Raw genomic sequence first — 24694 nt, 5'->3', positions numbered from 1 at the left:
CCGGATGCCGCCGACTGCACCGCCGCTACGAGCGCAAAGCCGAACACTTCCTCGCCTTCACCAGCATCGCCTGCACCCTCATCTGCTACCGCAGATTCACCAAATGAGATGACGTCTAAGAGGCCGGCGGACCAGGTCACCTGAGACCGCAAGCGAATCGGGCCACATCACCTGACATGCCAGGCCGACAGCATGCACTCCTTGTCAGTTCACGCATCGCTGTTGCCGATTCGCGCGCGCTTCGGCCCGCAGGTTCCTGACGTCCCGCGGCGGTATCCCGTAGGCAGCCCGGAGCTGGCGGCTGAAGCGGGCCGGGCATGGCAGCCCCATCGGGCGACGATGGGGCGCGATCGGCCGGGCACGCAACCCGGGTTGGCCGGGTCGATGCGGCAACGTTCACTTCGGGGGATCGCCGGCGCTGTGCAGAGCTGGGAGGGCCCGTGACATGCTGTGGCTGTGCTTTTGAGTGATCATGCGAGCAGTGTCGAGCTCCGCCCGCTGCGGTATCAGTTCCCCGAGGTTCGCGGTGAGTCGTATGACGACAACTGGCTGGTCGTCGGCGGAACGGTGACGACTTCCGAGGGCACCTGGTCCTTTGCCGATCCGTGTCTACTGACCGGTGAAGCCCGTGAGGTGTCCGCGTGGTTGCGCGCGGTCGCCGCAGGAACGGTGGCTGTGACCGGGCCTGATGCCGAAGGCTGGTTGTCCCCGGACACGTGGTTCGTGGAGCCGGTCCTGGCTTTCAGCCTCGCCGATCGAAGCGGCAGTGGGGCGGTGATTCGCGTTCACCTGTCTTTGGAAGCGGTTCCCCCATGGCAGCAGGGCGATGGCAGGGCGGACATTTACCAGTACGTCGTGGAGGTGCGGGTGGATAGGGCTGCGCTGCTGCACGCGGCTGACCAATGGGACCTTCTTCTGGCTTCTTTCCCGACTCGCTGATCAGCGGTGCCTTTTCTCCCGGGTGTCACTCGGGTCGTCGAGTGGCCGGCCAAGATCAGTCAGCAGCAGTGACGCGCTGACCGGTACGTGTGCGATGAGTGCGGGCGGGAGCGTTGTCAGTGTCATCCGCCTGTATGGGTCCATGGATGACGAGAGCGAGCTTGCTGCGATCCGGGATTTATGCCTGGAGTACTTGGGGGAGCGGCTGGGACCGAAGGTGGCTGCACTGGCCCAGCGGGGTTTCATGCTCAAGTCGGCCAGTGACGGCGGTCCGCCAGATCCGCACCAGACAGAACTGATCCTCCCCACCCAGAGCGGCTTCGTGGCCGCCGGGCGTGGCCAGCACGCCGGAACAACCTGGCAGAGGAGAGGTGAAAGGACCCGTGTCCGGGTTGAACACCCACTGCCACCGCATCCGGTACGTGCCCGGCGACGGCAACACCAGCGGAATCTCCGTGAGCCCGCCGTCGACGGTCTGCAGACCAAGCTCCCCCTCGGGAAGGTACACCTCGACCTCCTCATACCCCGCCCACTGACTGGGCGTCAGCGCCGGTGAGGTGGTCCACGACTCCAGACGTATCGCCGTCGTAACCACCTCCGAGGGCACCTGCAGATACACCAGCCCCGGCCCTGGAAGTAGCCACTTCGATCTGTCCGCGTCGTCATCGAACGTTTCCGCCCCCATGGTCGTGTCGACCAGCCCAAACAGGCGATAACTCGGGGAAACCGTCGTCTCGCAGGCGTCCAGCAACCTACTCAATTGGCACCTCTCTCACCGACAGTCGATGACGCGGGCCCATTGTGCCCTACTGATCATTCCAGGATGAGGTGGTGACGGGCTCGGCTGTGAGGTCGGGCGGCTGCCTCTTCGCCGGTCAGACCCGTTGCCACATTCGCTTCGGCCGAGCAGGCGGGCCATGAGACCCTGCGCCAACTGGCGCCGCTGTTCGGGGTGATGGCGGACGGCGGCTACCGGGGAACCAGCCTGGTCATCCCGCACCACCGCGAGCAAGGCCGGACCGAACTCCCGGCCTGGAAAGAAGAACACAACACCTCGCACCGCACGGTTCGCACCCGCGTCGAGCACGCCTTTGCCCGGATCAAGACCTGGAAGATCCTTCGCGACTGCCGACTCATGGGCGACGGCGTCCACCACGCCATGCTCGGCATCGCCCGCCAACGTCGTGTCCGGCGCCGGGCGGCGGGGGCCGGTACGACGGCGCCTGCCCGGGCATCGCGAGGCAGGTCTGTGCGCCCCTGTTCATTCACGCGTGGCCTCAAGTTCCGGCAGTCACGACCTACTTCCAGGGTCGGGGCGGGATACTCCCCCGACCGCCGACCGGTCCAGCACGCCTACTCCGAAAGGTCACTTGCCGATGAAACTCAGTCTGCGCGCGCTCGCGGGGGCAGCGGCCGCCGCCATCGCGCTGGCAACGATCAGCTCGCCCCCCGCTGCGCACGCCGCCGGCACGGTCCCGTCGCAGGGATCACCGACGCAACTCGACGTCGGCAACTGGAACGTCGAGTGGTTCGGCGCGCCGGACTTCGGCCCGACCGACGAGGCGCTGCAACAGCGGAACGTCCGCGACGTTATGGCGGGCGCCGACATGGACGTGTGGGGCCTCTCCGAAGTTGTCAGCACTTCGGCGTTCGACTCGCTCGTCGCCGGTATGCCCGGTTACACCGGTGTCGTGGCGAACGATCCGATCGTGACGAACGGGGCGCAGTACTACTCCGACTTCAGCAACACCGAACAGAAGGTCGCGCTCGTCTGGCGCAGCAGCATGGCCACCCTGGTGAGCGCGAAGGTCATCCTGCCCGAGCAGAACAGCAACTTCGCCGGGCGCCCGCCCGTGGAGTTCAAGCTGCGCGGCACCTTCGACGGCGTGACCCGTGACCTCGTCTTCATCGTCCTGCACGCGAAGGCAGGGTCCACCCAGGATGCCTGGAACCAGCGCAACCCCGCGTCGCAGGCTCTCAAGTCCTACCTCGACACGACCTACCCGACGCAGCACGTCTTCGTCGTCGGCGACTGGAACGACGACGTCGACACGTCGATCGCGCCCGGGAAGGCGTCGCCGTACGCGAACTTCGTGAACGACACAGCGCGTTACGGGTTCCCGACGCGCGCCCTGTCGCTGGCGGGAGTGTCGTCGACAGCGAGCTACCCGGACTTCATCGACCATCAGCTCAACACCAATGAGGTCATGGCGAAGTACGTCGCGGGCTCGGCCAAGGCCTTCCAGCCGCAGGCATACGTGCCGAACTACGCCTCCACCACCAGCGATCACTACCCGGTCCTGGCTCGCTACGACTTCGTCACCGGCGGCGCGGGCGGCGGGAACCAGTCGCCCACGGCGGCGTTCACACACTCTTGCACCGGCCTCACGTGCAGCTTCACCGACGGCAGCAGCGACGCCGACGGCACGATCGCGAGTCGCAGCTGGAACTTCGGCAACGGCCAGACCTCGACCGCGACCAACCCGACCGTCAGCTACGCATCGGCAGGCACGTACGCGGTCTCGCTGACCGTGACCGACAACGGCGGTGCCACCCACACCACCACCCGCAACGTCACCGTCACGACGGGCGGCGGAGGCGGTCCCGCCAACGTCATCATCAACGAGGTGCTGGCGAACGAGCCGGGCAGCGACACCGCCGGCGAGGCCGTCGAGATCGTGAACACCGGCGGCACCGCGATCAGCATCGCGGGCTGGACGGTCCGCGACGGTTCGGGAGTGCGACACACCTTCGCGGCCGGGACGACGCTGCAGCCCGGCAAGGCGATCACCGTGTTCGGCGGAGCCTCCGCCATCCCCGGCGGCATCGTGGCCGTGGCGGCAAGCACCGGTGGCCTCAACCTGGCCAACAGCGGTGACTCGGTGAGCCTGCTGAACTCGGCGGGAGCGACGATTCAGTCGATGAGCTACTCCTCAACCCTGGCGAACTCGGACGGCGTGTCCATCAATCGCAGCCCCGACCTCAACGCAACTGGAGCCTGGGTCAAGCACAACACGATCAGTTCACTGCCCCGGTCGCTCGGCCAGCGCGCCGACGGAACGGTGTACTGACGACGTCGAGCGTTGACCACGCCGGGGATCGTTGGCGCTGCCTCGCGTCGCGGTCCCCGGCACAGCCGACGCAGGCAGCGAATCAGGCAGCCGACGCCGACAGCCGTCGTCGGTCGGAGCAAGCCTCTCGTGCCGGCGCTGCTCGGGTCGTGTCCCTCCCCTCGTCCGCATCGTGATCGAGACCGGAAAGCCAGTCCCGGAGGTTGCCGAGGAACTCGGCCTCAACCCCGGCACGCCGCACAGCGGGCAAGCGGGCGGCGCCCCCGGACTTCGTGCGCCCCGACTTCCACGCGGATGCGCCGGACCAGGTGTGATGCGGTGACATGACCGAGATCGTCACCGGCGAGGGCAAGCTCTGCCCGCATGTTCCGTGGAATCCGAAGCCGAGCAGACCTGGACTGCTGACACGGCCGTGACCTGCGAGACTTGCCACGAACTCGCATTCCGCGGACTGCGACGCAGAAGCATTCCACAGAATCGCCACCGTGATCGATCTGTACTCCCGCCGCCTGCCCGGCTACGCGATGAGAGGCAGCGCCACGACGCCGAACTCGTCGTCGCCTCGCTGCACATGGCCGTGGCCACCGGTGGTGGCGATGCCAAGGGCGTGATCTTTCACAGTGATCACGGCAGCGAGTACGTCTCCCGGAGATACCAGCGGGCCTGCCGCCACCTGGGGGTCAGCCGGTCCACCCCGCATGCCTACCTGCGCTGGCGCAACGCACACGCCCGTCACCCCGGTGACCTGGCCACCGAACTACGCGAACGGGTGCGCATCCGCAGCGAGATGGGCGTTCGCTGGGGCGGACGGCCCTTCGTTACCGCAGCCTGACTCGCCCCGGCAAGCCGATGCGTTGAGAGCGCTGGTGTTTGGGGAACGTCCTCGGACGGCGTCAGCTTCGAGCGAAGCGATGCAGGGCGTCGAGCACGGGCGGCGCCAGCGTGCTCGGGTGGTCGGTGTCATGCATCAGATGGTCCACTCCCGGCAGCACTACTCGGCCCGGTCCACCGGCATGCGCGTGACGCAGGGCGCTCTTCAGGGCGTTCGTTGTGTCACAAGGGACCTGGACGTCGTTCGTGCCGCACGTCAGCAGCACTTTGGTTCCCGGCCGGAGTGCGGCGGCGGTGTCCGGTGGGTAGACGGCGTCGTCGCTTTCCACGAACCGGGCGTTCGGTCCTTGGAACGCCTCGAAGAGCCGGGCGATCGGGGAGGGCAGATCGGTGGTGTCGACCGGTCGGCGTTCGCGCAGGGAGGTGACGGCGGCGTCTATGGCCGCGTTGACGGTGCGTTGCTGCTCCGGTGTGAACTGCCCCTGCCGCGTCGCTTCGGCGATCTGGGCTTTGAGCTGGAGCGCGACCAGGTCCAGTAAACGGATCGCCTGTGGTTGCAGAAGCGCCAGGCCGGCCGGGCGCGGGCGGACGGTGCCGCCCAGCAGCAGTCCCGTCATCGCGCCCTCGCTGTGGCCAACGACAAGCAGCGCGTGCGGGTCGGTCTCCGGCTGATCGCGCAACGACTCGTAGGCGGCCCGTGCCTGGCGGACGAACACTGGGTAGTCGAGTTCCTCCGGGTGGTCTTGGTAGGCGCCGAGCCCGGTGCGGCCGGTGCCGTACTTGTCGAACCGCAGCGTGGCGACTCCGTCTTTGCCGAGCGTATCGGCCAACTGGGCCAGGGTGTCCGGTGAGGACCCGGGCGGTTGGTTGCCGTCGCGGTCGGTGGGACCGCTGCCGGGCAGCAGCAGTGCTGCCCGCAGCCGTTGCCCGGCGCGATGCTCGGGAACGTGCAGGGTGCCGTACGCGGTCGTACCGTCGGCCGTGAAGACGACCTCGCGGTCGGCGGCAGGCACCAGACCGGGCGTCGCCTCGGCCGGAGTGGCGGTGACGACGGCCAGCGCCATCACGGCCGCTGCCAAGTGGCGGAACATTGGCCTACTTCCTTTCAGTGAGGGTGCTCTCGATCAGGGCGACAGTCGCGCGGGGGTCATCGACCTGGAGAACCAGGCGCGCGTACTGCTCGTCGGCGAGTTCGATCACGACAGCCTTCGACCGGTCCTTGACGTCCCAGAAGACCTTTTCGCCGTCCTGATGGAATGTGCCCGCGATGATCACACCGGGTACGTGGGAGCCCGGCGCCCGGATTCCCTTGGGTTCGGTGGCGATACCGGGGTCGACGGTCGCGCCACGGACGTTGGGCAGCGGGATGGTCAGGCTCCCTTTGAAGGCCCAGAGCTTGTCGAGCCCCTCGATCACGACGACGAGGTCGTCGCCTTCGATACGTATCAGTGCCATGTCGGTTTCCTTTTCAGGTGAGAGGGCCGAGGCATTGGGCCAGCGCGGTGGCGGCGTTGTCGGGGTTGCCGCGCAGGATGATGCCCAGCGCGGCGGCCGTGAGGGCGGCGGCCAGGTCGACGGAGACGCCGAGCGCGTCGGCGATCGCCTGGTCGACGGCGGCCAACGCGGCCCTCACCTCGGCGGCGACCTCCTCGTCGACCGGTGCGCGTTCGGTCGCCGCGAGCAGAAGCAGGCCCAGGTCGGCCGACGTGACGAGCCGCAGCGCGACCGCGGCGTCCGATGCGCCGACAAGGGCGTCGAGCAACGGGCGGACGTCGTCATCGAGGTGCCGGCGCAGAGCGATCAGGTACAGGCCGCGTTTGCTGCCGAACGTCTTGTACAGACTGTTGCGGTGCACGCCGAGGTGGCTGACGAGGTCGTCAACGGACACACCGTCATACGCACGTCCGCCGAACAGAGCCACGGCGGCACGCACCGCTTCATCCTCGTCGAATGCTCGTGGCCTGCCCATGACCACCACAGTAGACAGTTAAGGAACGATCAGTCAAGAACGATCGTTCCTCAATCGTCGTTCCCCTCCCAGGCCCGGCCTTCCAGCAGTTGCGGGACAGTCCCGAGACTGCCGCGCCGCGTCCAGCCACTTGAGGGAACTCTTCCTCGTTCGATTGCCCCCTTCCGCCAGCGCCGGATGCATACACCGTCGGCCGTTACGGCAGATGTCGTCGACCATGGAGAGCGGGACGCTCTGAACCGGATCGCCGGCGGCCGCAGTCGGCAACATACGAGCTAGGGCCCTTCGTTCGGATCTTGCCGGGCTCGCGTGCCCTGGCACCGCGCCTCGCCGCGTTGTCGTCAGTCGCCTACGCTCCGCGTGGGCTCCCTCCTCCGCCTTGCGATCCACGGCACCAGACCCCGCTCCCTGATCCGGCCTGATCCAAACGAAAGGCCCTAGTCGCGATCTATCGCGTTTCGCTACCCTGGGGGCGTGGACCTCGAAAAGCACCCTCAGGAGCCGGTCGCCCAGCAGCCGGTCGCGCAGAAGCCGGTCGCGCCGGCGGAGCCCCCGGCCATCCGGGCCTCCGACGCCGACCGTGACCGCATCGCGGACATCCTTCGGGAGGCCCTCGCCGAGGGCCGGCTGGACGCCGAGGAGCATGCCGAGCGGATCGACTCCGTCTACCGGGCCAAGACGGTCGCCGAACTGGAGCCGCTGGTCCGCGACTTGCCGGCCACCGGGGCCGACGGCCGCCCGGTCACACCGGCGGCGTCCTCGTCGGCCTCGTACGGATACGGTCCGGAGGACCCCGGCGCCCCGGCCGAGAACCTTGTCGCGATCTTCAGCAGCTCGACGCGCAGGGGCCGCTGGCGCATCGGCAGCAAGACCAACGCCTTCTCCCTCTTCGGCAATATCGAGATCGACCTGACCGAGGCGCTCTTCGGGCAGCGCACCACCGTGATCAACGCGACGTCCATTTTCGGCAATGTCGAGATCACGGTCCCGCAGAACATCTCGCTGCGCGGCAACGGCACCGGAATCTTCGGCAATTTCGAGGTGGTCACGCTGGAGGCCGAGGAGCAGGACGCGCCGACCGTCGTCGTGAACGGATACTCGGTGTTCGGCAATGTGGAGGCCAAGCCGAAGCGCGGCAAGTTCATCGCCGATCTCCGCAATCAGCTCCGTAAGCACCTCGGTCACTGACTCGCCCGGCCCGGGCATTATCGGCTACTTCCAGCCAAAGACGTCCTGTTGTGCGGACGCGTCCGGAATTCCGTATCGCGTTCCGGACTCCGAACTGGCTGCCACTCAGTGCATAGGCGTGCGTACAGCGGGTAGGGAAAGCTTCATCGTCTCTCGCTCGCGAAGCCGTCGTCAGGAGTGGACCGTGCTGCAACTGCCGCATCAGCCCCTGCAGGTCGCCGCCGTACCGCCCCAGCGGAGTCCCGCTCGGGAGGATCAGGCCGGGCCCTGGCATTCGGAGGCGGTGTGCCGCCGGGACGAAGCCGGATTGTTCTTCGCCCCCTCGAAGGAGCCGACAGCCGCGAGACTGGCGCGGGAGGAGGCCGCGAAGCGAGTCTGTGCCCGCTGTCCGGTCATGGTCGACTGCCGGGAGCACGCCCTGCTCCAGCCCGAGCCGTACGGGGTGTGGGGCGGGCTGACCGCGGCCGAGCGCCGGGTGGTGCTGGCCCGTCGCCGGCGGCGCGAGGTGGAGTTGCGGAAGGCCGCCGCGGCGGGTGACCGGATCGCGGCCGCCGGTTGAAGCGGATTGGTTCGCGGGCGGTACGGACACGGAGGGGGCGCCCCGCCGCACAGCTGGGGCGCCCTCTGCGAACGCACCGGTCCGTAGGGAAGCCGGGCTCGCGCACGCCGAAACCCGAAACGGCGACGGCGAGGGCTACTTGGCGCGGTCGAAGTCGATCGTGCTGTAGGCCCGTAGCTTCGAGAGCCGATGGGTCGAGTCGATCTGCCGGATCGTGCCCGACTTCGAGCGCATGACCAGGGACTGAGTGGTCGCGGTCTCCGAGCGGTAGCGCACCCCGCGCAGCAGCTCGCCGTCCGTGATGCCGGTGGCGACGAAGAAGACATTGTCGCCACTGACCAGATCATCGGTGGACAGGACGCGGTCCAGATCGTGCCCGGCGTCGATCGCCCGCTGCCGCTCGGCCTCGTCCTTCGGCCACAGCTTGCCCTGGATGACACCGCCGAGGCACTTTATGGCGCACGCCGAGATGATGCCCTCGGGGGTGCCGCCGACGCCCATCAGCAGGTCGATGCCGGTGCCTTCGCGAGCGGCCATGATCGAACCGGCCACATCGCCGTCGGAGATGAACTTGATCCGGGCGCCCGTCTCCCTGATCTCCTTGACGATGCCCTCGTGCCGGGGGCGGTCGAGGATGACGACGGTCACATCGTCGGGCGTCGAGCGCTTGGCCTTGGCGACCCGGCGGATATTGACCGCGACGGGTGCGTTGATGTCGACGAAGTCGGCCGCTTCGGGGCCGGTGACGAGCTTGTCCATGTAGAAGACCGCGGACGGGTCGAACATGGCCCCGCGGTCGGCGGCGGCCAGGACGGCGATCGCGTTCGGCATGCCCTTGGCGTTCAGGGTGGTGCCGTCGATGGGGTCCACGGCGATGTCGACCTCGGCGCCGGTGCCGTCACCGACATGCTCGCCGTTGAAAAGCATCGGGGCTTCGTCCTTCTCGCCCTCACCGATGACGACCACGCCGTTCATCGACACGGTGGAGACGAGCGTGCGCATGGCGTTCACCGCGGCGCCGTCCGCGCCGATCTTGTCCCCGCGCCCGACCCACCGGCCGGCCGCCATCGCGGCTGCCTCGGTGACCCGGACCAGTTCCAGGGCCAAGTTGCGGTCGGGTGCCTCGGGGGACACCTCAAGGGGAGGCGGTAGTTGATGCTCGGTCATCGGAGCGCACCTTTCTGTACGGCGACGGCCGGAAAAGAGGGTGATACGACTCTATCCGTACATCGACAGATTGAGCAGAGGGCCCCACGTATGAGCGCCGGGGTGTGATGCGACGATGGTGCGGTGGCGAGTACGCGAGGCAGTACGCGAGGCAAACAGACGGTGCGGGACCTCTTCCTGTCGATGGCGGTCATCGGGCTCGTCGTCGCCGGGATCTATCTGTTCATCCCGCATGACGACGAGCCGATCCCGGTCAAGCCGGTCGACTACCGCGTCGAGCTGCTGACCGCGCGGCGCGCGGCGCCGTACCCGGTGCTGGCACCGACCGGCCTGGCGGAGACATGGAAGCCGACGTCCGTCTCGTACAAGCGCGCGAGCGACAACGCCTGGCACCTCGGGTATCTGGCCCCGGACGGCGAGTATGTCGCGGTTGAGCAGTCGACGGGGGCTCCGGAGAAGTACGCCGCGGAGGTCAGCCGACAGGCCGCGGACACGGGCAGGACGCAGCAGGTGGCGGGTGAGACCTGGCAGCGCTGGGAGGGGCCGAAGTACGACGCCCTGGTCCGGACGGACGGGGACGCGACGACGGTGGTGACGGGTACGGCGTCCTTCGAGCGGCTGGCCGAGATGGCCGCCGCGCTGGAGGCCGACACGCAGGAGTCGGGCGGGCCGGAGTCGGGGAAGCCCGAGTCGGGGAAGCAGGAGTCCGGGAAGCCGGAGGCCGGGACGGCTGGAGTCGCGGCGTCCTGACCACCCTGACCACGTGTGACGAGGCCGGGGACCCGCACGGGTCCCCGGCCTCGTTCATGCGCGGGTTCAGCGGCCGGGCCCGTCGGCCGGGCCCGTCGGCCGGGCCCTGCGGCCGGGCTCAGACGGTGGTGACGGCCTCGTCGAAGGAGAGGCGCGGGGAGCGCGGGTGCCAGGCGTTGTCGCCGGGCTTGCCGATGTTGATGATCATCAGCGGAGTGTGGTCGTCGTCCAGGAACTCCTTCTGGACGCCCGCCGAGTCGAAGCCCGTCATCGGGCCCGCGGCGAGCCCGGCGGCGCGGACGCCGACGATGAAGTAGCCGGCCTGGAGCGTGGCGTTCAGCGCGGCGTTGTGCTCACGGACCGAACGGTCGCCGAAGAAGTCCTTGGCCTGCGGGAGGTGCGGGAAGAGCTGGGGGAGCTCCTCGTGGAACTCGTTGTCCGCGGCCAGGATCGCGACGAGCGGGGCGGTGGCGGTCTTGGCCTGGTTGCCCTCGGACATGAGCGGTACGAGGCGTTCGCGGGCCTCGGCGGAACGGACCAGGACGACGCGCAGCGGCGACTGGTTCATCGAGGTGGGGCCGTACTTGACCAGGTCGTAGATGGCCTGCACCTGCTCCTCGGTCACCGGCTCTGCTGAGAACGTATTGGCCGTCCGTGCCTCACGGAAGAGGAGGTCCTGGGCGGCGGGGTCGAGAACGAGGGACATGTGACGTACCTTCCGGCGGCGCGATGGATCCGGTAAACAGCGTTCACCGTACAAGTGGATGTGTGAATCTTCAACAAAGCCACCCGTGACTCGACTCACAGCGCCCCCGGAAGCCCCCCGCGCCGGACTCGCCGCCCGGCCCGGGACGTCAGGACAGGGGCGCTTCCGCCTCGCCGCCCTTCGGGCCGTCCTGTCCCGGGGCCTCGGCCGCCAGGGACGCGTCGAGCCGCGCCCTGGCACCGTCCAGCCAGCGGCGGCAGACCTTCGCCAGCTCCTCGCCCCGCTCCCAGAGCGCCAGCGAGTCCTCCAGAGACGTGCCGCCGGCCTCCAGCCGCCGTACGACCTCGATCAACTCATCCCGCGCCTGCTCGTAACCGAGCGTCGCGTTCTCGTCCGTCCTGGCCATGTGATCCACCTTCTCAGACCTTCTTGACCTTCTTGGACGCGCGCCGGGGGCGCGCTCCGACAACGATCGCGTCAGCCCTCATTCGGCGACCCGTACCGTGAACTCACCCTCCGCCACCCTGGCCCGCAGCTCCTCGGCCGCGGTCACCTCGCCCGGGGAGCGTACGACCGTCCCGTCCGGCCGCTGGAGCACCGCGTACCCGCGCTCCAGCGTCGCCGCCGGGGACAGCGCGACCACCCGGGCGCGGGTGTGCGACAGCTCGGAATCCGCCCGGTCCAGCAGATGCCGCAGCACCCGCCGGCTCCGGTCGGCGAGCGCGTCCACCTCGGCCGCGCGCTCGTCCACCATCCGGTGCGGCCGTTCCATCACGGGCCTGGCCAGCGCGTGGGCGAGACCGCGCTCCTCGCGGTCGAGCAGCCCCCGCACCGTCCGCAGGGCCCGGTCCCGCAGGGCCTGTACGCGCTCCTGCTCCTCCCCGACGTCCGGCACGATCCGCTTCGCGGCGTCGGTCGGGGTGGAGGCCCGTACGTCCGCGACCAGGTCCAGCAGTGGCGCGTCCGGCTCATGGCCGATCGCGGACACCACGGGCGTACGGCACGCCGCCACCGCCCGTACCAGCTGCTCGTCCGAGAACGGCAGCAGATCCTCCACGCTGCCGCCGCCGCGCGCCACGACGATCACATCCACCTCCGGCAGCGCGTCCAGCTCCTTGACCGCCTGGACGACCTGCGCCACCGCGTTGACCCCCTGCACCGCGGTGTTGCGGACCTCGAAGCGCACCGCGGGCCACCGCCGCCGCGCGTTCTCCAGCACATCGCGCTCGGCCGCCGAGGCCCGCCCGCACACCAGCCCGATCAGCTGCGGCAGAAAGGGCAGCGGCTTCTTGCGGTCGGCGGCGAACAGCCCCTCGGCCCCCAGGGACTTCTTCAACAGCTCCAGCCGCACGAGCAGTTCACCGACGCCGACCGGCCGTATCTCCGTGGCCCGCAGCGACAGCTGCCCGCGCGGCGCGTACCACTCGGGCTTGGCCCGCACCACGACCCGCGCGCCCTCGGAGACCATGTCCGCGATCGCGTCGAAGACCTGCCGGTAGCAGGTCACGCTCACCGAGATGTCGTACGACGGATCGCGCAACGTCAGAAAGACGACGCCCGCCCCCGGCCTGCGCGAGAGCTGGGTGATCTGTCCCTCGACCCAGATGGCACCGAGCCGGTCGATCCACCCGCCGATGAGCCGCGACACCTCGCCGACGGGCAGCGGGGCCTCCGCGGATGTAGTGAGAGCCATACACGGGAGCGTATCGGCCGCCTGTGACATCGCTCCGAAAGCGGCTCAACGGGCGCGGGCGGGGCGGCAGCCCGACGGGCGGGGCGGCGGGATCGGCGGGCGGGGCGGCAGTCCGACGGGCGGGGCGGCGGGATCGACGGGCGGGCGAGGTGGGCTCGGCGGGCGGCCCGACGGCCACGGTCCTCCGGCCCGCGGCTACGGCTGCGGCCGCGGCTGGTCGGTGAGTAGGGCCCGCCGTCCGCGTCCCCGCCCCCGCTGTACCAGCAGCACCAGCAGACCCACGGCCAGCCAGATCGCGCCCGCGATCCGCGCCGAGCCCGCCGCCGCCACGATCACCGCGATCAGGATCCCCGCGCCGATCACCGGCAGCACCACATGGCGCAACGGACGCACCGGCCCGCCCCCGCGCCGTACCGCGAACCACCCCACCACCGACGCGTGCAGCAGCACGAACGCCGACAGCGCACCGACGTCCACCACCGAGACCAGCCGGTCGAGCCCGTCGGCGCGCCGGGCCGCCCACACGGCCGCCGGCAGCGTCACCACGGCGGCCAGCAGCAGCGCCACCCGGGGCACGCCCGAGTCCGTACGCGAGAGCACGCGCGGCAGCCGGCGCTCGCGGCCCATGGCGAAGAGCAGCCGTCCGGCCGCCGCCTGCGCGGCCAGCGCCGCGAACGCCGCGCCGATCGCCTTGCTGACCGCCACCAGGTCATGCAGCCAGGTGCCGACCGAGGTGTCCACCGCGTCATAGAACGCGGAGCCCTGCGCGGCCGGGTCGGCGGCCAGCTCCGCCGAGGACATCGGCTCCAGCAGCGCCACCAGATAGGTCTGCGCGATGAACAGCGCGCCCGCCAGCACCAGGCAGAACAGCACGGCCCGCGCCACCTGCCGCGATCCGCCCGTCACCTCTTCCGCGAACGACGCGATCGCGTCGAAGCCCAGATAGGACAGCACGGCCACCGAAACCCCGCCCAGTACGGCGGCCAGGGAGAAGCTCACATCGCTCGTGAACGGGGTGGACCAGCCGCGCGTCCCGCCGTTCCGCACGAGCACCGCGACGGCCGAGACGACGAACACCAGCAGGACGACGACCTCCAGAGCGAGCACCGCCATCCCGACCCGGGCCGCGGCCCGTACCCCCCAGAGGTTGAGCAGGGTGGTGAGGGCGACGGCGATCGCGGTCCACACCCAGCGGTCGACGGACGGGACCAGCGCCTCCATCGCGATCCCGGCGAAGAGATAGGCGACCGCCGGGATCAGCAGATAGTCGAGCATCGCCATCCACCCGGCGATGAATCCAGCCCCTTCGCCGAGCCCTTTGCGCGCGTACGCGAAGACGGAGCCGGCCTGCGGGGCGACCCGCACCATCTGCGCGTAACTGAAGGCGGTGAACGCCATCGCGACGGTCGCCACGACATAGACCAGGGCCACGGCGCCACGGGACTTGGCGTCGAGCGTGCCGAAGACTCCGACGGGCGCCATGGGGGCGATGAAGAGGAGCCCGTAGACGACGAGGTCGCGGAAGCCGAGGGTCCGCCGCAGCCCGCCGCTCTCGGGCCGCCGGGCCGCGGTGCCGGGGTGGGCGCCAGGTCGGCCCTGCGTCGCCCCGTCCGACGGTGGCTCGTGGGACGGCCCGTACGGCGGCTGCTCGTACGGCGGCTGCTTGTACGGGGACCGGTCTGACGGCGACCGGTCTGACGGCGGCCCGTTCGACTGTGGCCGGTCCGACGGCGACCGGTCTGACGGCCCGTCCGAACCGGCGCCGGTCTCGGCCATCGCGTCCCTCCGTCGATCGCGTAGGCCCAGTCTCGGGCCGCCGCCCGCCGTCCCGCCTCTTCTGGACGGCCTTACGATGGGACCCATGACTGACACGTCCCGCCCGTCGCCCGCCACCACCCTGAGTGGAGACGCCGCGCGCCGCGCCGGCAAACGCGTCCTGCTCGCCGCTCCCCGCGGTTACTGCGCCGGAGTCGACCGCGCCGTGATCGCCGTGGAGAAAGCGCTGGAGCAGTACGGGGCGCCGATCTACGTCCGTCACGAGATCGTCCACAACAAGTACGTCGTCAGAACCCTGGAGAAGAAGGGCGCGATCTTCGTAGAGGAGACGGCGGAGGTCCCCGAGGGCTCGATCGTCATGTTCTCGGCCCACGGCGTCGCGCCCGTCGTGCACCAGGAGGCGGCGGACCGCAGGCTCGCCACCATCGACGCGACCTGCCCGCTGGTCACCAAGGTGCACAAGGAAGCCGTCCGGTTCGCGAACGAGGACTACGACATCCTCCTCATCGGCCACGACGGACACGAAGAGGTCATCGGTACGTCGGGCGAGGCGCCGGACCACATCACGCTGGTCGACGGCCCGGACGATGTCGCCAACGTCACGGTGCGCGACGAGTCGAAGGTCGTCTGGCTCTCGCAGACCACGCTGTCGGTGGACGAGACGATGGAGACGGTCGGGGCGCTCAAGGAGAAGTTCCCGCAGCTGATCTCGCCGCCGAGCGACGACATCTGCTACGCCACCCAGAACCGCCAGGTCGCGGTCAAGCAGATGGGCGCCGACGCCGATCTCGTGATCGTCGTCGGCTCCAAGAACTCCTCCAACTCGGTCCGGCTGGTCGAGGTCGCCCTCGGCGCCGGCGCGGGCGCCTCCCATCTGGTGGACGGCGCCGAGGAGATCGAAGAGGCGTGGCTCGACGGCGTCTCCACGGTCGGTGTCACCTCGGGCGCGTCCGTCCCGGAGATCCTGGTCGAAGGCGTGCTGGAGTGGCTGTCGCAGCGCGGCTTCGAGGACGTCGAGATCGTCAAGGCGGCGGAGGAGTCGATCACCTTCTCGCTGCCCAAGGAACTGCGCCGAGACCTGCGCGCCGAGGCGGCGGCCCTCTCGGAGAAGTAGCGGCGGGCCGCTCGGAGAGGTGGCGGCGGCACTCTCGGAGAGGTAGCGGCGGCTCCCTCCGAGAAGTTCGGCCCGGACGGGTGCTCGATCACGGGCAGGACCAAAGCGACCGTCCGGGAAGTCGCTGTCAGCATCTGGCCGTAACGTTGTGTCCATGAACGTCTTCGGAGTGGACATCGGTGGCTCGGGCATCAAGGGTGCCCCCGTGGACCTGGAGCGCGGTGATCTGGTCGAGCCGCGGTACAAGGTGCTGACCCCGCACCCGGCGACGCCCGAGAGCGTCGCCGACGGCGTGGTGGAGGTCGTACGGCACTTCGGCTGGTCGGGCCCGGTCGGCATCACGTTCCCGGGGGTGGTCACGGGCTCGGTGATCCGTACCGCGGCCAATGTCGACAAGTCCTGGATCGACAAGGACGCGGGCAGGCTGCTCGGCGACCGGCTGGGCCTGCGGACCACCCTCCTCAACGACGCCGACGCGGCGGGGGTGGCCGAGATGGCCTTCGGCGCGGGCAGAGGCCGCAAGGGCGTGGTGTTCCTGCTGACCTTCGGCACGGGTATCGGCAGCGCGCTCTTCATGGACGGCAAGCTGGTGCCCAACACCGAGCTGGGACATCTGGAGCTGGACGGCCACGAGGCGGAGAAGCGGGCGTCGACGAAGGTCAAGGAGGACGGGGACCTGAGCTGGCATCACTGGGCGCACCGGGTCCAGAAGTACCTGGCCCATCTGGAGATGCTGTTCTCACCCGATCTCTTCATCATCGGCGGCGGGGTGAGCCGTAAGGCCGACAAGTTCGTCCCCCTCATCGAGGGGATCAGGGCCGAGATACTGCCGGCGGAGCTTCAGAACAACGCGGGGATCGTGGGAGCGGCGATGACGGCGGCCGGCAGGTGACAGGAGGGGCCTGATCCGAACGTACGGCGACAGGGCCTACCCGCGCCGTACGGCCCTGGGCACGGTGGGGCCGGGAGCCCTGCTCCGGGCGCCGGGGCCGGGCCGGGGGCCGGGGCGGGGGCCCGCTGCCCGGTACGCCGTGGCCCCGGCCCGGATCGCCCCGGCTCGGACCGCCGCCTCTCGGGCGTTCTGGCGCCGGGCCATCTGCCGTACTTTCCGTACGGACGCGATGAGCCCGGCGATGAGCGTGCCGCCGTACAGCCAGCCCGCGTGCACGGCCAGGGTGGTGACGAGCGCCATCGTCTGCCCGCCGAAGCCGCCGGTGCCGCCGGCGATCGGATACGCGCCGACGGCGAAGGCGATCGGCGCGCTGATCGGCGCCGTGACCAGGTCGGCGGTACGTACCCAGAGCGCGGTCACCGCGCTGACCGGCAGGAACAGCACTCCGTAGACCAGCGGCGCCCCGTCCAGGAGCAGCCGGTCCAGAAAGCCGATGCCCAGCATCGTCGCGGTGGCGAACAGGCCGGCGCCGAGCCCGGTGAACCGGGGATTGGGCAGTCTGCGCAGCCGCTGCGCCAACGGCGACACCCGGGGCCGGGGCGCCACCGGGACGCGGTAGCCGCCGGGGGTCCTGGCGCCCGTCCCTGTGCGGGGGCTCGGGGGGCGCTGTCGACGCTGCTGAGGTTGACGTGTCCTGTGCTGCTCCACCGGACCAACGTAGGTGGCCCGGGACGAGGAAGCAGGCGTTGGACACGCCCTTTGGGCGAGCTTGGCGTTGAGTTCGACGCCGGGCGGCGGGACCGAGCCGCCCGGCGCCCGTCGGTGGCGGCTTCGGCCCGCCCGTAAACTGGGAGATCGGCCCGCCCTGGGCCGGCCACGGCCATCAGCCAGTCCTCACTTCAGGAAGTCGCCAACGTGTCGCTCACGATCGGAATCGTCGGTCTGCCGAATGTCGGCAAGTCGACCCTGTTCAACGCCCTGACCAAGAACGACGTGCTGGCGGCCAACTACCCGTTCGCCACCATTGAGCCGAACGTCGGCGTGGTCGGCGTGCCGGACCCGCGTCTGGACAGGCTCGCGGAGATCTTCGGCTCGCAGAAGATCCTCCCGGCCACGGTCGACTTCGTCGACATCGCCGGCATCGTGCGCGGCGCCTCCGAGGGTGAGGGCCTGGGCAACAAGTTCCTGGCGAACATCCGTGAATCGGACGCGATCTGCCAGGTCATCCGGGCCTTCAAGGACGAGAACGTCGTCCATGTCGACGGCAAGGTCTCGCCCAAGGACGACATCGAGACGATCAACACCGAGCTGATCCTCGCCGACCTCCAGACGATTGAGAAGGTCCTCCCCCGCCTCCAGCGCGAGTCGCGCATCAAGAAGGATGTCGTGGCCCAGGTCAAGGCCATCGAGGAGGCCCAGGCCATCCTGGAGACCGGCGAGACCCTCTTCTCGGCCGGCATCCTCCAGGGCACCGAGAAGGCCGAACCCCTGCGCGAGCTGCACCTGCTCACCACGAAGCCCTTCCTCTACGTCTTCAACGTCGACGAGGACGCACTGACGGACGACACCTTCAAGGACGAACAGCGCGCCCTGGTCGCCCCCGCCGAGGCGATCTTCCTCAACGCCAAGCTGGAGTCCGACCTCGCCGAACTGGCCGACGACGAGGCCCTGGAACTCCTCCAGTCGGTGGGCCAGGAAGAACCGGGCCTCGCCACCCTCGCCCACGTCGGCTTCCGCACCCTGGGCCTCCAGACCTACCTGACGGCGGGCCCCAAGGAATCCCGCGCCTGGACGATCAAGAAGGGCGCGACGGCCCCCGAGGCGGCCGGTGTGATCCATACCGACTTCCAGAAGGGCTTCATCAAGGCCGAGGTCATCTCCTTCGCCGACCTGGTCGAAACGGGCTCGGTGGCGGAAGCCCGCGCGGCGGGCAAGGCCCGTATGGAGGGCAAGGAGTACGTGATGCAGGACGGCGACGTGGTCGAGTTCCGCTTCAATGTGTAGCGGGTGACCTACCGCCACTTCGCTGATCCGGCAAACTTACGGGTCACATGGGGTCGGTCCCGTCCGGGGCCGGCCCCCGCGTCGTGACCGTGCCCGGGCACAAGTGGCGGGGGCGGGGCGTGGGGGTGGAATGCGAGGTGGGGGAGCGGGGGCGGCGACGTGGGGGCGTCGTGGGTGTGACACCGCTGACCGGGATCCTCGTCAGGGACTGGCCCCGGCCATCCCCGACACGCTGCCGTATGACCCGCGCACCGCGGGACACGCCTCAGGGCGCGGCCGGGTGGGTTTCGAGGGCCGTGCGGGCGTGGTCGTGGGCCTGGTCGTCGTCCGGGGTGTCCAGGGCGCGGCGGTACCAGTGGCGGGCCTCGCGTGGCTGCTGCTCGGCGGCGGCGACATCGCCGAGCAGGGCCAACACCCGTGCGGTCAGCACGGGTTCCACGGGATGCGGGGTGCCGGCGGCCGGTGTGGGGGTGCTTTCCGGTGTGGGGTGGGGCACGGGTACGGGGGCTCCTTCCGGGGCGGGGTGGGCATCGTCGGCGACCTTCACGATCGGTTCGGAGCCCTCCGGCACCTTGTACCGCGCCGCCTCAGTCACGGTTCCCCCTCCGCCCTCGTCCACACATCCGGCGACGGCCCGGTCGCACGATCCGTGGTTCAGGTCCGAACAGGCCCGCCCCGCACGCGTATTCGGACCTGAAGAGGGAGGTGTTCGCGCCATCGACAGGACATGAAGAGCCAGGCCCTGCGAGTGCCGATACCGGCGGGGACTTCGGCGCTACGCTGCCTCGGACGGCGGTGTGAACAGGGAATCATCGGGGGTGCGGATGACGGTCGCGGACGACATGTCCCCGGGTGGGCGGGCTCGTCAGGAACTGCGCGGTGCGCTCACGGACGGTGCCGGGGCCCCAGCGGCCCTTTCGGCACTGGGGGCCTCGCTCCGGTGGGCCGCGGCGGCGCTCGCGGAGGCGCGCGACGGCGATGGCGTCGCCGCGCTTGAGGGGCTGTTCGGCCTGTTCGACGCGCTGGAGGAGCTGCCGGCACTGGCCGCAGAGGCGCCGCGCCTGGTGGCGGCCGCCCGGCCCGGTCAGCGGCTGACCGAGCAGCTGGACAAGCGGCTGGCGGAACTCACCTCGCTCCACGAGCGGTTGCGCGACGATCGGGCGACCCTGGAGCGGCTTGCCGCCGCCGAGGAAGAGCTGCGTCAACGCCTCGCGGACCACGCCGAGTTGCGGGAGCGGATCGCGGAGCTGCGTCGGCTCGAACGCCTGGTGGACGCGCTGGACGCGCTGAGCGGTCAGCAACGGGTGGTGGACGAACGCCTGAAGGCCCTGCGCGGCCGGGACGACTCCGCCGAGCGGACTCTGGCCGCGGACTGCGGCACATTGGTGCGGCTCAGCGAGGACCAGCTGGACGCGCTCGGGCCGCGCGTCCGCGAGGCGCTGCACCGGGCCGAGGAGAGCGGTGAGCGGCTTGCCGCCGAGGAACGGGAGCTGGCCCGGACCACCTCCGAGCTGGATGCGCTGCGCGGGCGCCTCGACGCGGTCCGCGCCGAGCTCGGGGAGCGGATTCCGGAGCTGAGGCGCTATGCGCGGGCGGACCGGGAGTTGGCGGAGGCGCTGTCCGCCCGGCACCGCGTCGACGGTGACGCGGCCGGGGACGGTCGCGCGGAACGGCTCGTCGGGGACGGTACGGCGCTGGAGCGGGCGCGCGCGGACGCCGCCGATGTGGAACGCCACCTGGCCGAGATCGATCGGGTGCTGCGGGCGGCGCTGGATGAGGAATGCGCTGGATGAGGGACGCGCCGGGTGAGGGACGCGCCCGTACAGCGAGCGGGGCCGGTATCCGGAGGGATCAGGGAGGCGGGGCCCGGCAGGTCGCCCTGCCGGGCTCGATCAGTCTCCAGGGGCGGGGACGTCGTCCACGGTGAACGTGGAGTAGTCGGTGGCGGTCGGCACCGTCCCCGCCCGGCCGCTTCCGAGGCGGCGGGAGAGGCGGGCCTCCATGGCGGCGAGCAGACCACGTACCTCGCGGGCGTTGCCGAAGCCGGTGGGATCGGTACGGCGCCGGGCGTCGAGCCATCGCCCGCCCCGCTCGGCGACCTCCGGTGTGAGGGTGTAGCCCTCGGTTTCGGCGGCCCTGCGCAGCACCTCGACAAGCTCCTCGGTGCTGTACGACGGGAACTCCACGCGCAGCTGGAAGCGGGAGGGCAGGCCGCTGTTGCTGCGGAGGAACTCGTCCATTTCGCGCGAATATCCCGCGGCGATCACCACGAGCCGGTCGTTCCAGTGCTCCATCTCCCGGACGAGAGTGTCGATGGCCTCCTTGCCGAAGTCGGCGCCATGGATGGCGGAGCCTGCGGTGAGGCTGTACGCCTCGTCGATGAAGAGGACCCCGTCAAGGGCCTCATGCACGGCCGCGCGGACCCGGGGCGCGGTGTGACCGACGTACTCGCCGACCAGGTCGGCGCGGGTGACCTCGACGACATGGCCCCGGCGCAGCAGTCCGAGGCCGCGGAGCATCGTGCCGACGGCGCGTGCCACGGACGTTTTGCCGGTGCCGGGCGGCCCCATGAACAGCGTGTGCGGGGGCGCGGGCACGGCTCTGCCCCGAGCCTGGCGCAGCCGGATACGGTCGGCCAGGCCGGTGATCGCCTCGCGCACCGAGGCGAGGCCGACCATGTTGTCCAGCTCGGCCAGCAGGGCGCCGTCGCCGTGCGCGGGCACGGGCGGGGGCAGCAGACCGCGGTACTCCTCCGGCAGGTCCTCGATGGTGAGCGGCTGCTTGATGTCCTCTCCGACCCGGTTGGCCCAGCAGGTGAAGATCTTGCCGCTGAGCTCACGCATGGTGCCCGCGTTGCCGAAGTCGGGGCGGCGCGTGGCGTACAGCTCGGTGACGACCTGAAGGAGTTGATCGGCCACCGTCTCGTCCCATTCCAGGCCGCTTGTCGCCAAGTACCGCAGCAGGATGGTGTGCAGGACGTCCGGCGGGTAGTCGGGGAAGTCGATGCGATGGCCGAACCGGCGGGGGAAGCCGTGGTCGGAGGCGAGGAACTCATCGATCTTGTCCGGGTATCCGGCCGCGATCACCACGAACCGGTCCCGGTCGTTCTCCAGCCGGGTGAGCAGAGGCTGCACGAGGTCCCGGTCGAAGCTGCCGTTGTCGCTGCTCAGGCCGCGCACCTCGTCGAGGAACAGCACCCCGTTCATGGCCTCGTCCATCACGGCGTTGGCCTTGCCGGGGGTCTGTCCGACATAGCCGGCGATCATGTCGTCGAGCCGTGCCTCCACCACACGGCCGTGGCTCAGCACACCCATCTCCCGGTACATCTCGCCGACGAGCCGGGCCACCGTGGTCTTCCCGGTACCGGGCGGACCGGCGAACAGCAGGTGGGGGGAGCCCCTTTCCGCGTCCACGCCGCGCCCCTCCGCGCGCAGCAGCTGTTCGTTGACCACCCGCCTGCGCAGCTCTCTGAGGTGCTTCTTCACGGGTTCCAGGCCCGGCAGGTCGTTCAGCTGCTCTTCGGCCGACCGCGTGTCCCGGTCCGCGAGCGCCCCCGAGCGCTGTCCGGCCGAGCGGGGGAGCCAGCCACGCTCGGCCAGCTCCTTGCCGCTGAGCGGGGTGTCGCCGAGGGACAGCAGATTGCTGCGCCAGTTCTTCACGGTGAGCGGTTGGGCCGCCATCGCCCGTACCACGGTGTCCAGTTCGCGCCAGTTGCCGATACGGAGCCCGTGGCGCAGCCGCAACCGCTGTACGAGGCAGTGCAGTTCGGCCTCGTCCGGGTAGCCGATACGGGCGGACGGCGCGCCCTGCCGGCGCAGCCGGGCGGCCAGTCCGGGGTAGCCGTGCAGCGATTCGACGTACTCCACACAGGCGTCGAAGGTCTCGCGCGCGAAGACCAGGACGATGGGGTGGTCGTAGTCGCCGTGCCGTGCCCAGTCGCCGAAGAAGGTGTCCAGGGGGCGCGTGGCGTCGGTGTGCCGCAGGCTGCTCTCCGCGTCCGTGAACACCACGGCCGTGCGGCGCGGGGGGTCCGCCAGATATCCGGACAGGGTCATGACGGTGAAGGGGTCGGAGAGGGTACGCGGCGGCCCGGGCTCGGCGGGCGCGGTGGGGCGCCCACCGGCGGTCGTGGCGTTCCGCGCACCGGCGGGCGGGCGGACCACCAGCCGGCCGAGCGGACCGCGCAGGCGGGGATGGCGCATCAGGCCCGGCCCCTCGGTTCCCGTCGATCCCGCTGATTTCTCCGATCCCGCCGATCCCGCCGACCCCTTCTGTCCCGCCGACCCCTTCTGTCCCGCCGACCCCTTCTGTCCCGCCGACCCCTCCTGTCCCGCCGACCCCTCCTGTCCCGCCGGTGGCCGCGCCGACGCGTCGGTCCGGTCGCGGCCACCGGGCCGGGACCGCGCCTCGGAGTCCGGGTCCAGGAAGTACAGCGGTCGGCGCTGGGAGCTGAACGCCACATACGCGCAGGATTCGGCGCGCAGCAGATGCCACAGCGCGGCGTCCAGATTTCGTTCCTGGTAGTCGGCACCGACGAAGGTGTCGTCCACGCCGGGCCCGTACAGCACGGTGAACGGTTCCCCGATACTCAGCCGCAGGTCGGCGAAGCGGGAGCCGAGCCGGCCGGTCATGAGGAGCCGCCGGGCGCGGTGTGCTTGCCCGGCTGGGCGCGGTTCCGCCGGATCCGGTTCAGGTCGGTGGCCTCCGGCTCCGGGACACCGAGCTCCGTCTCCAGGGGACCGGTCGGGTGCCCGTCCTCCTGGAGCGCGCGCCGCACCGCCTCGGCCCGGTCCCTGATCTCGCGTTCCGCGACCGTGTCGTAGTCGTACGAGAGGACCCGCAGCACCTGTCCGGCCTCACCGTCCGGCGCGGGCAGGACCTGCACCACGATCTTGTTGCCGTTCGCGTGCTGGAGGACCGCGTGGTACGAGCGGCGCTCGTCCTCGTCCTGGTACTCGCCGTCCGCCAGCTCATAGGCGCCGATACGGGACAGCGTCTCGGCCACCGAGTCGGCGAGGTTCACACGGAGCTGGGAGGCGAGCTGCCGCATACCCGCCCGGTCGACGATTTCGCCGAGTCGGTGCTCCAAGTCCGCTGCCTCAGCGGTCAGTTCGCGCTGCTGGGCGGCGGTCGTGGCGTCGTCCCTGGCCCGGGTCAGCCGCTCGGCCAGTTGCTCGCGCAACTCCTTGAGCTCGCCCTCCGACCAGTGGTCCACGTCGAGTTCGACACCGGGCAGCGGCTGCCCGTCGGGGCCCATGACCGGCCTGACCTCGTTCTCGGTGAGCAGCGTCTCGACCAGGACGAGGGCGTCGGTGGCCGCGGTCGCGGCGAGCCGGCGTTCCAGTTCCCGGTGCTCGATGTCGAGGCGTAGTTCGCTGAGGTCGAGGTAGGCGCGCTGCGCGAGGGAGAGCGCGGCCTCGTAGTGGCCGATGTCGCTGTTCTGCCGCGCGGTGTCGAGGTCCAGGCGGAGCCGGTCGAGCCTGCCGGGGGCGTGTCGTTCGTGCGGCAGGGTGGTGGCGATGAATTCGGACATCGTGACGCCGTCGGCGAGCCAGCCCCGTGTGGCGGTCGCGGCGCGCTCGCGGTTCCCGGCGAGCTCGTCGACGCGTCCCGTGAGCTCGTCGACGTGTCCGGTGAGGGCGGCGATGTCGCGGTGCCGCTGGTCGCGTTCGGCGGCCAGCTCACGCTCCAGGGCCGCGCGCTGTTCGTCGAGCGCGGTACGGGTGTCGCGTTCGAGCCGGTCCGCGGTGTGCCGCAGATCCTTGTGCAGGCGCTCGGACTGCTCACGCAGCCTGCGGCCGGTGTCCTGCTCCAGTCGCCGGGTGTGCGCCGAGAGGCCGGAGAGCGCCTGCTCCGTCCGGCGGGCGTGCTCCTCCAACTCGGCGCGGGTACGGGCCTGATCGGCCTCGGTCCGCCGCCTGACCTCGTTGAGGAGCCGGGGAACGTCGCGCCGGACCTGCCTGAGGTTCTGGGCCGCACGCTGGGCCTGGTACCACTCCGTCTCGTCCACCAGGATGTGCTTCTTGCCGCTCATG

General features: G+C 70.2%; 22 protein-coding genes and 4 pseudogenes. 13 read left to right on the top strand and 13 right to left on the bottom strand.

The annotated features are described in order from the left end of the window. Positions 1-107 (top strand): annotated as a pseudogene (locus tag ABTZ59_RS30890) (IS5/IS1182 family transposase); the annotation flags it as partial. Between the two features lie 349 nt (positions 108-456). Next, a complete protein-coding gene (locus ABTZ59_RS30885; protein WP_351420501.1) occupies positions 457-939 on the top strand; it encodes a WapI family immunity protein in 483 nt (160 codons plus the stop codon). A 178-nt stretch (positions 940-1117) separates the two neighbouring features. Here ABTZ59_RS30885 and ABTZ59_RS30880 read toward each other — a convergent pair whose 3' ends face one another. Next, the gene (locus ABTZ59_RS30880; RefSeq protein ID WP_351420499.1) at positions 1118-1699 is read right to left on the bottom strand and encodes a hypothetical protein; all 582 of its coding nucleotides are present in this window, start codon (positions 1697-1699) and stop codon (positions 1118-1120) included. A 195-nt stretch (positions 1700-1894) separates the two neighbouring features. On the opposite strand from ABTZ59_RS30880, the pseudogene ABTZ59_RS30875 reads away from it, so the two are divergent. The 4 genes and pseudogenes from ABTZ59_RS30875 to ABTZ59_RS30860 all read left to right on the top strand — a co-directional run. Next, positions 1895-2128: pseudogene (locus tag ABTZ59_RS30875) on the top strand (transposase family protein); the annotation flags it as partial. Between the two features lie 187 nt (positions 2129-2315). Then, positions 2316-4010, top strand: a complete 1695-nt coding sequence (locus ABTZ59_RS30870; RefSeq protein WP_351420496.1) for a lamin tail domain-containing protein — start codon at positions 2316-2318, stop codon at positions 4008-4010. A 571-nt stretch (positions 4011-4581) separates the two neighbouring features. Next, positions 4582-4644, top strand: a pseudogene (locus tag ABTZ59_RS30865) (hypothetical protein); the annotation flags it as partial. A gap of 63 nt (positions 4645-4707) precedes the next feature. Beyond that, positions 4708-4842, top strand: a pseudogene (locus tag ABTZ59_RS30860) (IS630 family transposase); the annotation flags it as partial. 61 nt (positions 4843-4903) lie between these two features. On the opposite strand, the gene ABTZ59_RS30855 reads toward ABTZ59_RS30860, so the two are convergent. Genes ABTZ59_RS30855 through ABTZ59_RS30845 form a run of 3 tightly spaced genes read right to left on the bottom strand, consistent with a single transcriptional unit; the run spans position 4904 to position 6810 of the window. After that, on the bottom strand, positions 4904-5932 hold the full coding sequence (locus tag ABTZ59_RS30855; protein WP_351420494.1) for an alpha/beta hydrolase: 1029 nt from the start codon (positions 5930-5932) through the stop codon (positions 4904-4906). Positions 5933-5936: 4 nt separating this feature from the next. Beyond that, positions 5937-6296, bottom strand: a complete 360-nt coding sequence (locus ABTZ59_RS30850; protein ID WP_351420491.1) for a hypothetical protein — start codon at positions 6294-6296, stop codon at positions 5937-5939. A gap of 13 nt (positions 6297-6309) precedes the next feature. After that, a complete protein-coding gene (locus tag ABTZ59_RS30845) occupies positions 6310-6810 on the bottom strand; it encodes a TetR/AcrR family transcriptional regulator (RefSeq protein WP_351420509.1) in 501 nt (166 codons plus the stop codon). A 474-nt stretch (positions 6811-7284) separates the two neighbouring features. Between ABTZ59_RS30845 and ABTZ59_RS30840 the strand changes: the two genes are divergently transcribed. After that, the gene (locus ABTZ59_RS30840) at positions 7285-7998 is read left to right on the top strand and encodes a DUF1707 SHOCT-like domain-containing protein (RefSeq protein ID WP_351420489.1); all 714 of its coding nucleotides are present in this window, start codon (positions 7285-7287) and stop codon (positions 7996-7998) included. Positions 7999-8182: 184 nt separating this feature from the next. Then, on the top strand, positions 8183-8557 hold the full coding sequence (locus ABTZ59_RS30835) for a WhiB family transcriptional regulator (protein ID WP_129770557.1): 375 nt from the start codon (positions 8183-8185) through the stop codon (positions 8555-8557). Positions 8558-8692: 135 nt separating this feature from the next. On the opposite strand, the gene glpX is transcribed toward ABTZ59_RS30835, so the two are convergent. Further along, on the bottom strand, positions 8693-9724 hold the full coding sequence (glpX, locus tag ABTZ59_RS30830) for a class II fructose-bisphosphatase (RefSeq protein ID WP_351420483.1): 1032 nt from the start codon (positions 9722-9724) through the stop codon (positions 8693-8695). A gap of 123 nt (positions 9725-9847) precedes the next feature. Between glpX and ABTZ59_RS30825 the strand changes: the two genes are divergently transcribed. Then, entirely contained in the window at positions 9848-10474 is a 627-nt protein-coding gene (locus tag ABTZ59_RS30825) for a DUF4245 domain-containing protein (RefSeq protein ID WP_351420480.1), read from the top strand. A gap of 118 nt (positions 10475-10592) precedes the next feature. Here the strand turns inward: ABTZ59_RS30825 and ABTZ59_RS30820 are convergent, their stop codons facing one another. The 4 genes from ABTZ59_RS30820 to ABTZ59_RS30805 all read right to left on the bottom strand — a co-directional run bounded on the left by ABTZ59_RS30820 (position 10593) and on the right by ABTZ59_RS30805 (position 14649). Then, on the bottom strand, positions 10593-11180 hold the full coding sequence (locus ABTZ59_RS30820) for a malonic semialdehyde reductase (RefSeq protein WP_351420477.1): 588 nt from the start codon (positions 11178-11180) through the stop codon (positions 10593-10595). Between the two features lie 148 nt (positions 11181-11328). After that, complete coding sequence (locus tag ABTZ59_RS30815) at positions 11329-11586, bottom strand: exodeoxyribonuclease VII small subunit (protein WP_351420476.1); 258 nt, start codon at positions 11584-11586, stop codon at positions 11329-11331. 78 nt (positions 11587-11664) lie between these two features. Then, complete coding sequence (xseA, locus tag ABTZ59_RS30810) at positions 11665-12873, bottom strand: exodeoxyribonuclease VII large subunit (RefSeq protein WP_351420473.1); 1209 nt, start codon at positions 12871-12873, stop codon at positions 11665-11667. A gap of 195 nt (positions 12874-13068) precedes the next feature. After that, positions 13069-14649 carry an APC family permease gene (locus tag ABTZ59_RS30805; RefSeq protein WP_351420470.1) on the bottom strand — a complete coding sequence of 527 codons (1581 nt, stop codon included), beginning with the start codon at positions 14647-14649 and terminating at the stop codon, positions 13069-13071. 85 nt (positions 14650-14734) lie between these two features. Between ABTZ59_RS30805 and ABTZ59_RS30800 the strand changes: the two genes are divergently transcribed. Together ABTZ59_RS30800 and ppgK are read left to right on the top strand one after the other, a co-directional pair. Then, positions 14735-15763 carry a 4-hydroxy-3-methylbut-2-enyl diphosphate reductase gene (locus ABTZ59_RS30800; protein WP_351420468.1) on the top strand — a complete coding sequence of 343 codons (1029 nt, stop codon included), beginning with the start codon at positions 14735-14737 and terminating at the stop codon, positions 15761-15763. A 154-nt stretch (positions 15764-15917) separates the two neighbouring features. Beyond that, positions 15918-16655: a polyphosphate--glucose phosphotransferase gene (ppgK, locus tag ABTZ59_RS30795; RefSeq protein ID WP_351420465.1), complete on the top strand. Its 738-nt coding sequence runs from the start codon at positions 15918-15920 to the stop codon at positions 16653-16655. 36 nt (positions 16656-16691) lie between these two features. Here ppgK and ABTZ59_RS30790 read toward each other — a convergent pair whose 3' ends face one another. Continuing rightward, on the bottom strand, positions 16692-17261 hold the full coding sequence (locus tag ABTZ59_RS30790) for a DUF6542 domain-containing protein (RefSeq protein WP_351420462.1): 570 nt from the start codon (positions 17259-17261) through the stop codon (positions 16692-16694). Between the two features lie 309 nt (positions 17262-17570). Here ABTZ59_RS30790 and ychF point away from each other — a divergent pair, with 309 nt between their 5' ends. Next, complete coding sequence (ychF, locus tag ABTZ59_RS30785; RefSeq protein ID WP_351420449.1) at positions 17571-18659, top strand: redox-regulated ATPase YchF; 1089 nt, start codon at positions 17571-17573, stop codon at positions 18657-18659. Between the two features lie 265 nt (positions 18660-18924). Here the strand turns inward: ychF and ABTZ59_RS30780 are convergent, their stop codons facing one another. Beyond that, complete coding sequence (locus ABTZ59_RS30780; RefSeq protein WP_351420442.1) at positions 18925-19254, bottom strand: hypothetical protein; 330 nt, start codon at positions 19252-19254, stop codon at positions 18925-18927. Between the two features lie 202 nt (positions 19255-19456). Here ABTZ59_RS30780 and ABTZ59_RS30775 point away from each other — a divergent pair, with 202 nt between their 5' ends. After that, positions 19457-20452 carry a coiled-coil domain-containing protein gene (locus tag ABTZ59_RS30775; RefSeq protein ID WP_351420440.1) on the top strand — a complete coding sequence of 332 codons (996 nt, stop codon included), beginning with the start codon at positions 19457-19459 and terminating at the stop codon, positions 20450-20452. Between the two features lie 99 nt (positions 20453-20551). Here the strand turns inward: ABTZ59_RS30775 and ABTZ59_RS30770 are convergent, their stop codons facing one another. Beyond that, a complete protein-coding gene (locus tag ABTZ59_RS30770) occupies positions 20552-23290 on the bottom strand; it encodes an AAA family ATPase (protein WP_351420436.1) in 2739 nt (912 codons plus the stop codon). After that, the gene (locus tag ABTZ59_RS30765) at positions 23287-24693 is read right to left on the bottom strand and encodes a coiled-coil domain-containing protein (RefSeq protein ID WP_351420433.1); all 1407 of its coding nucleotides are present in this window, start codon (positions 24691-24693) and stop codon (positions 23287-23289) included. Before ABTZ59_RS30765 ends, ABTZ59_RS30770 begins: the two co-directional genes overlap by 4 nt. Between the last annotated feature and the right edge of the window lies 1 nt (position 24694).

It is taken from the genome of Streptomyces sp. NPDC094034 (genome assembly GCF_040303865.1).
GTDB lineage: Bacteria > Actinomycetota > Actinomycetes > Streptomycetales > Streptomycetaceae > Streptomyces.
Note: the sequence above shows the minus strand (reverse complement) of the source record. Positions and strands in the feature narration are given on the sequence as shown.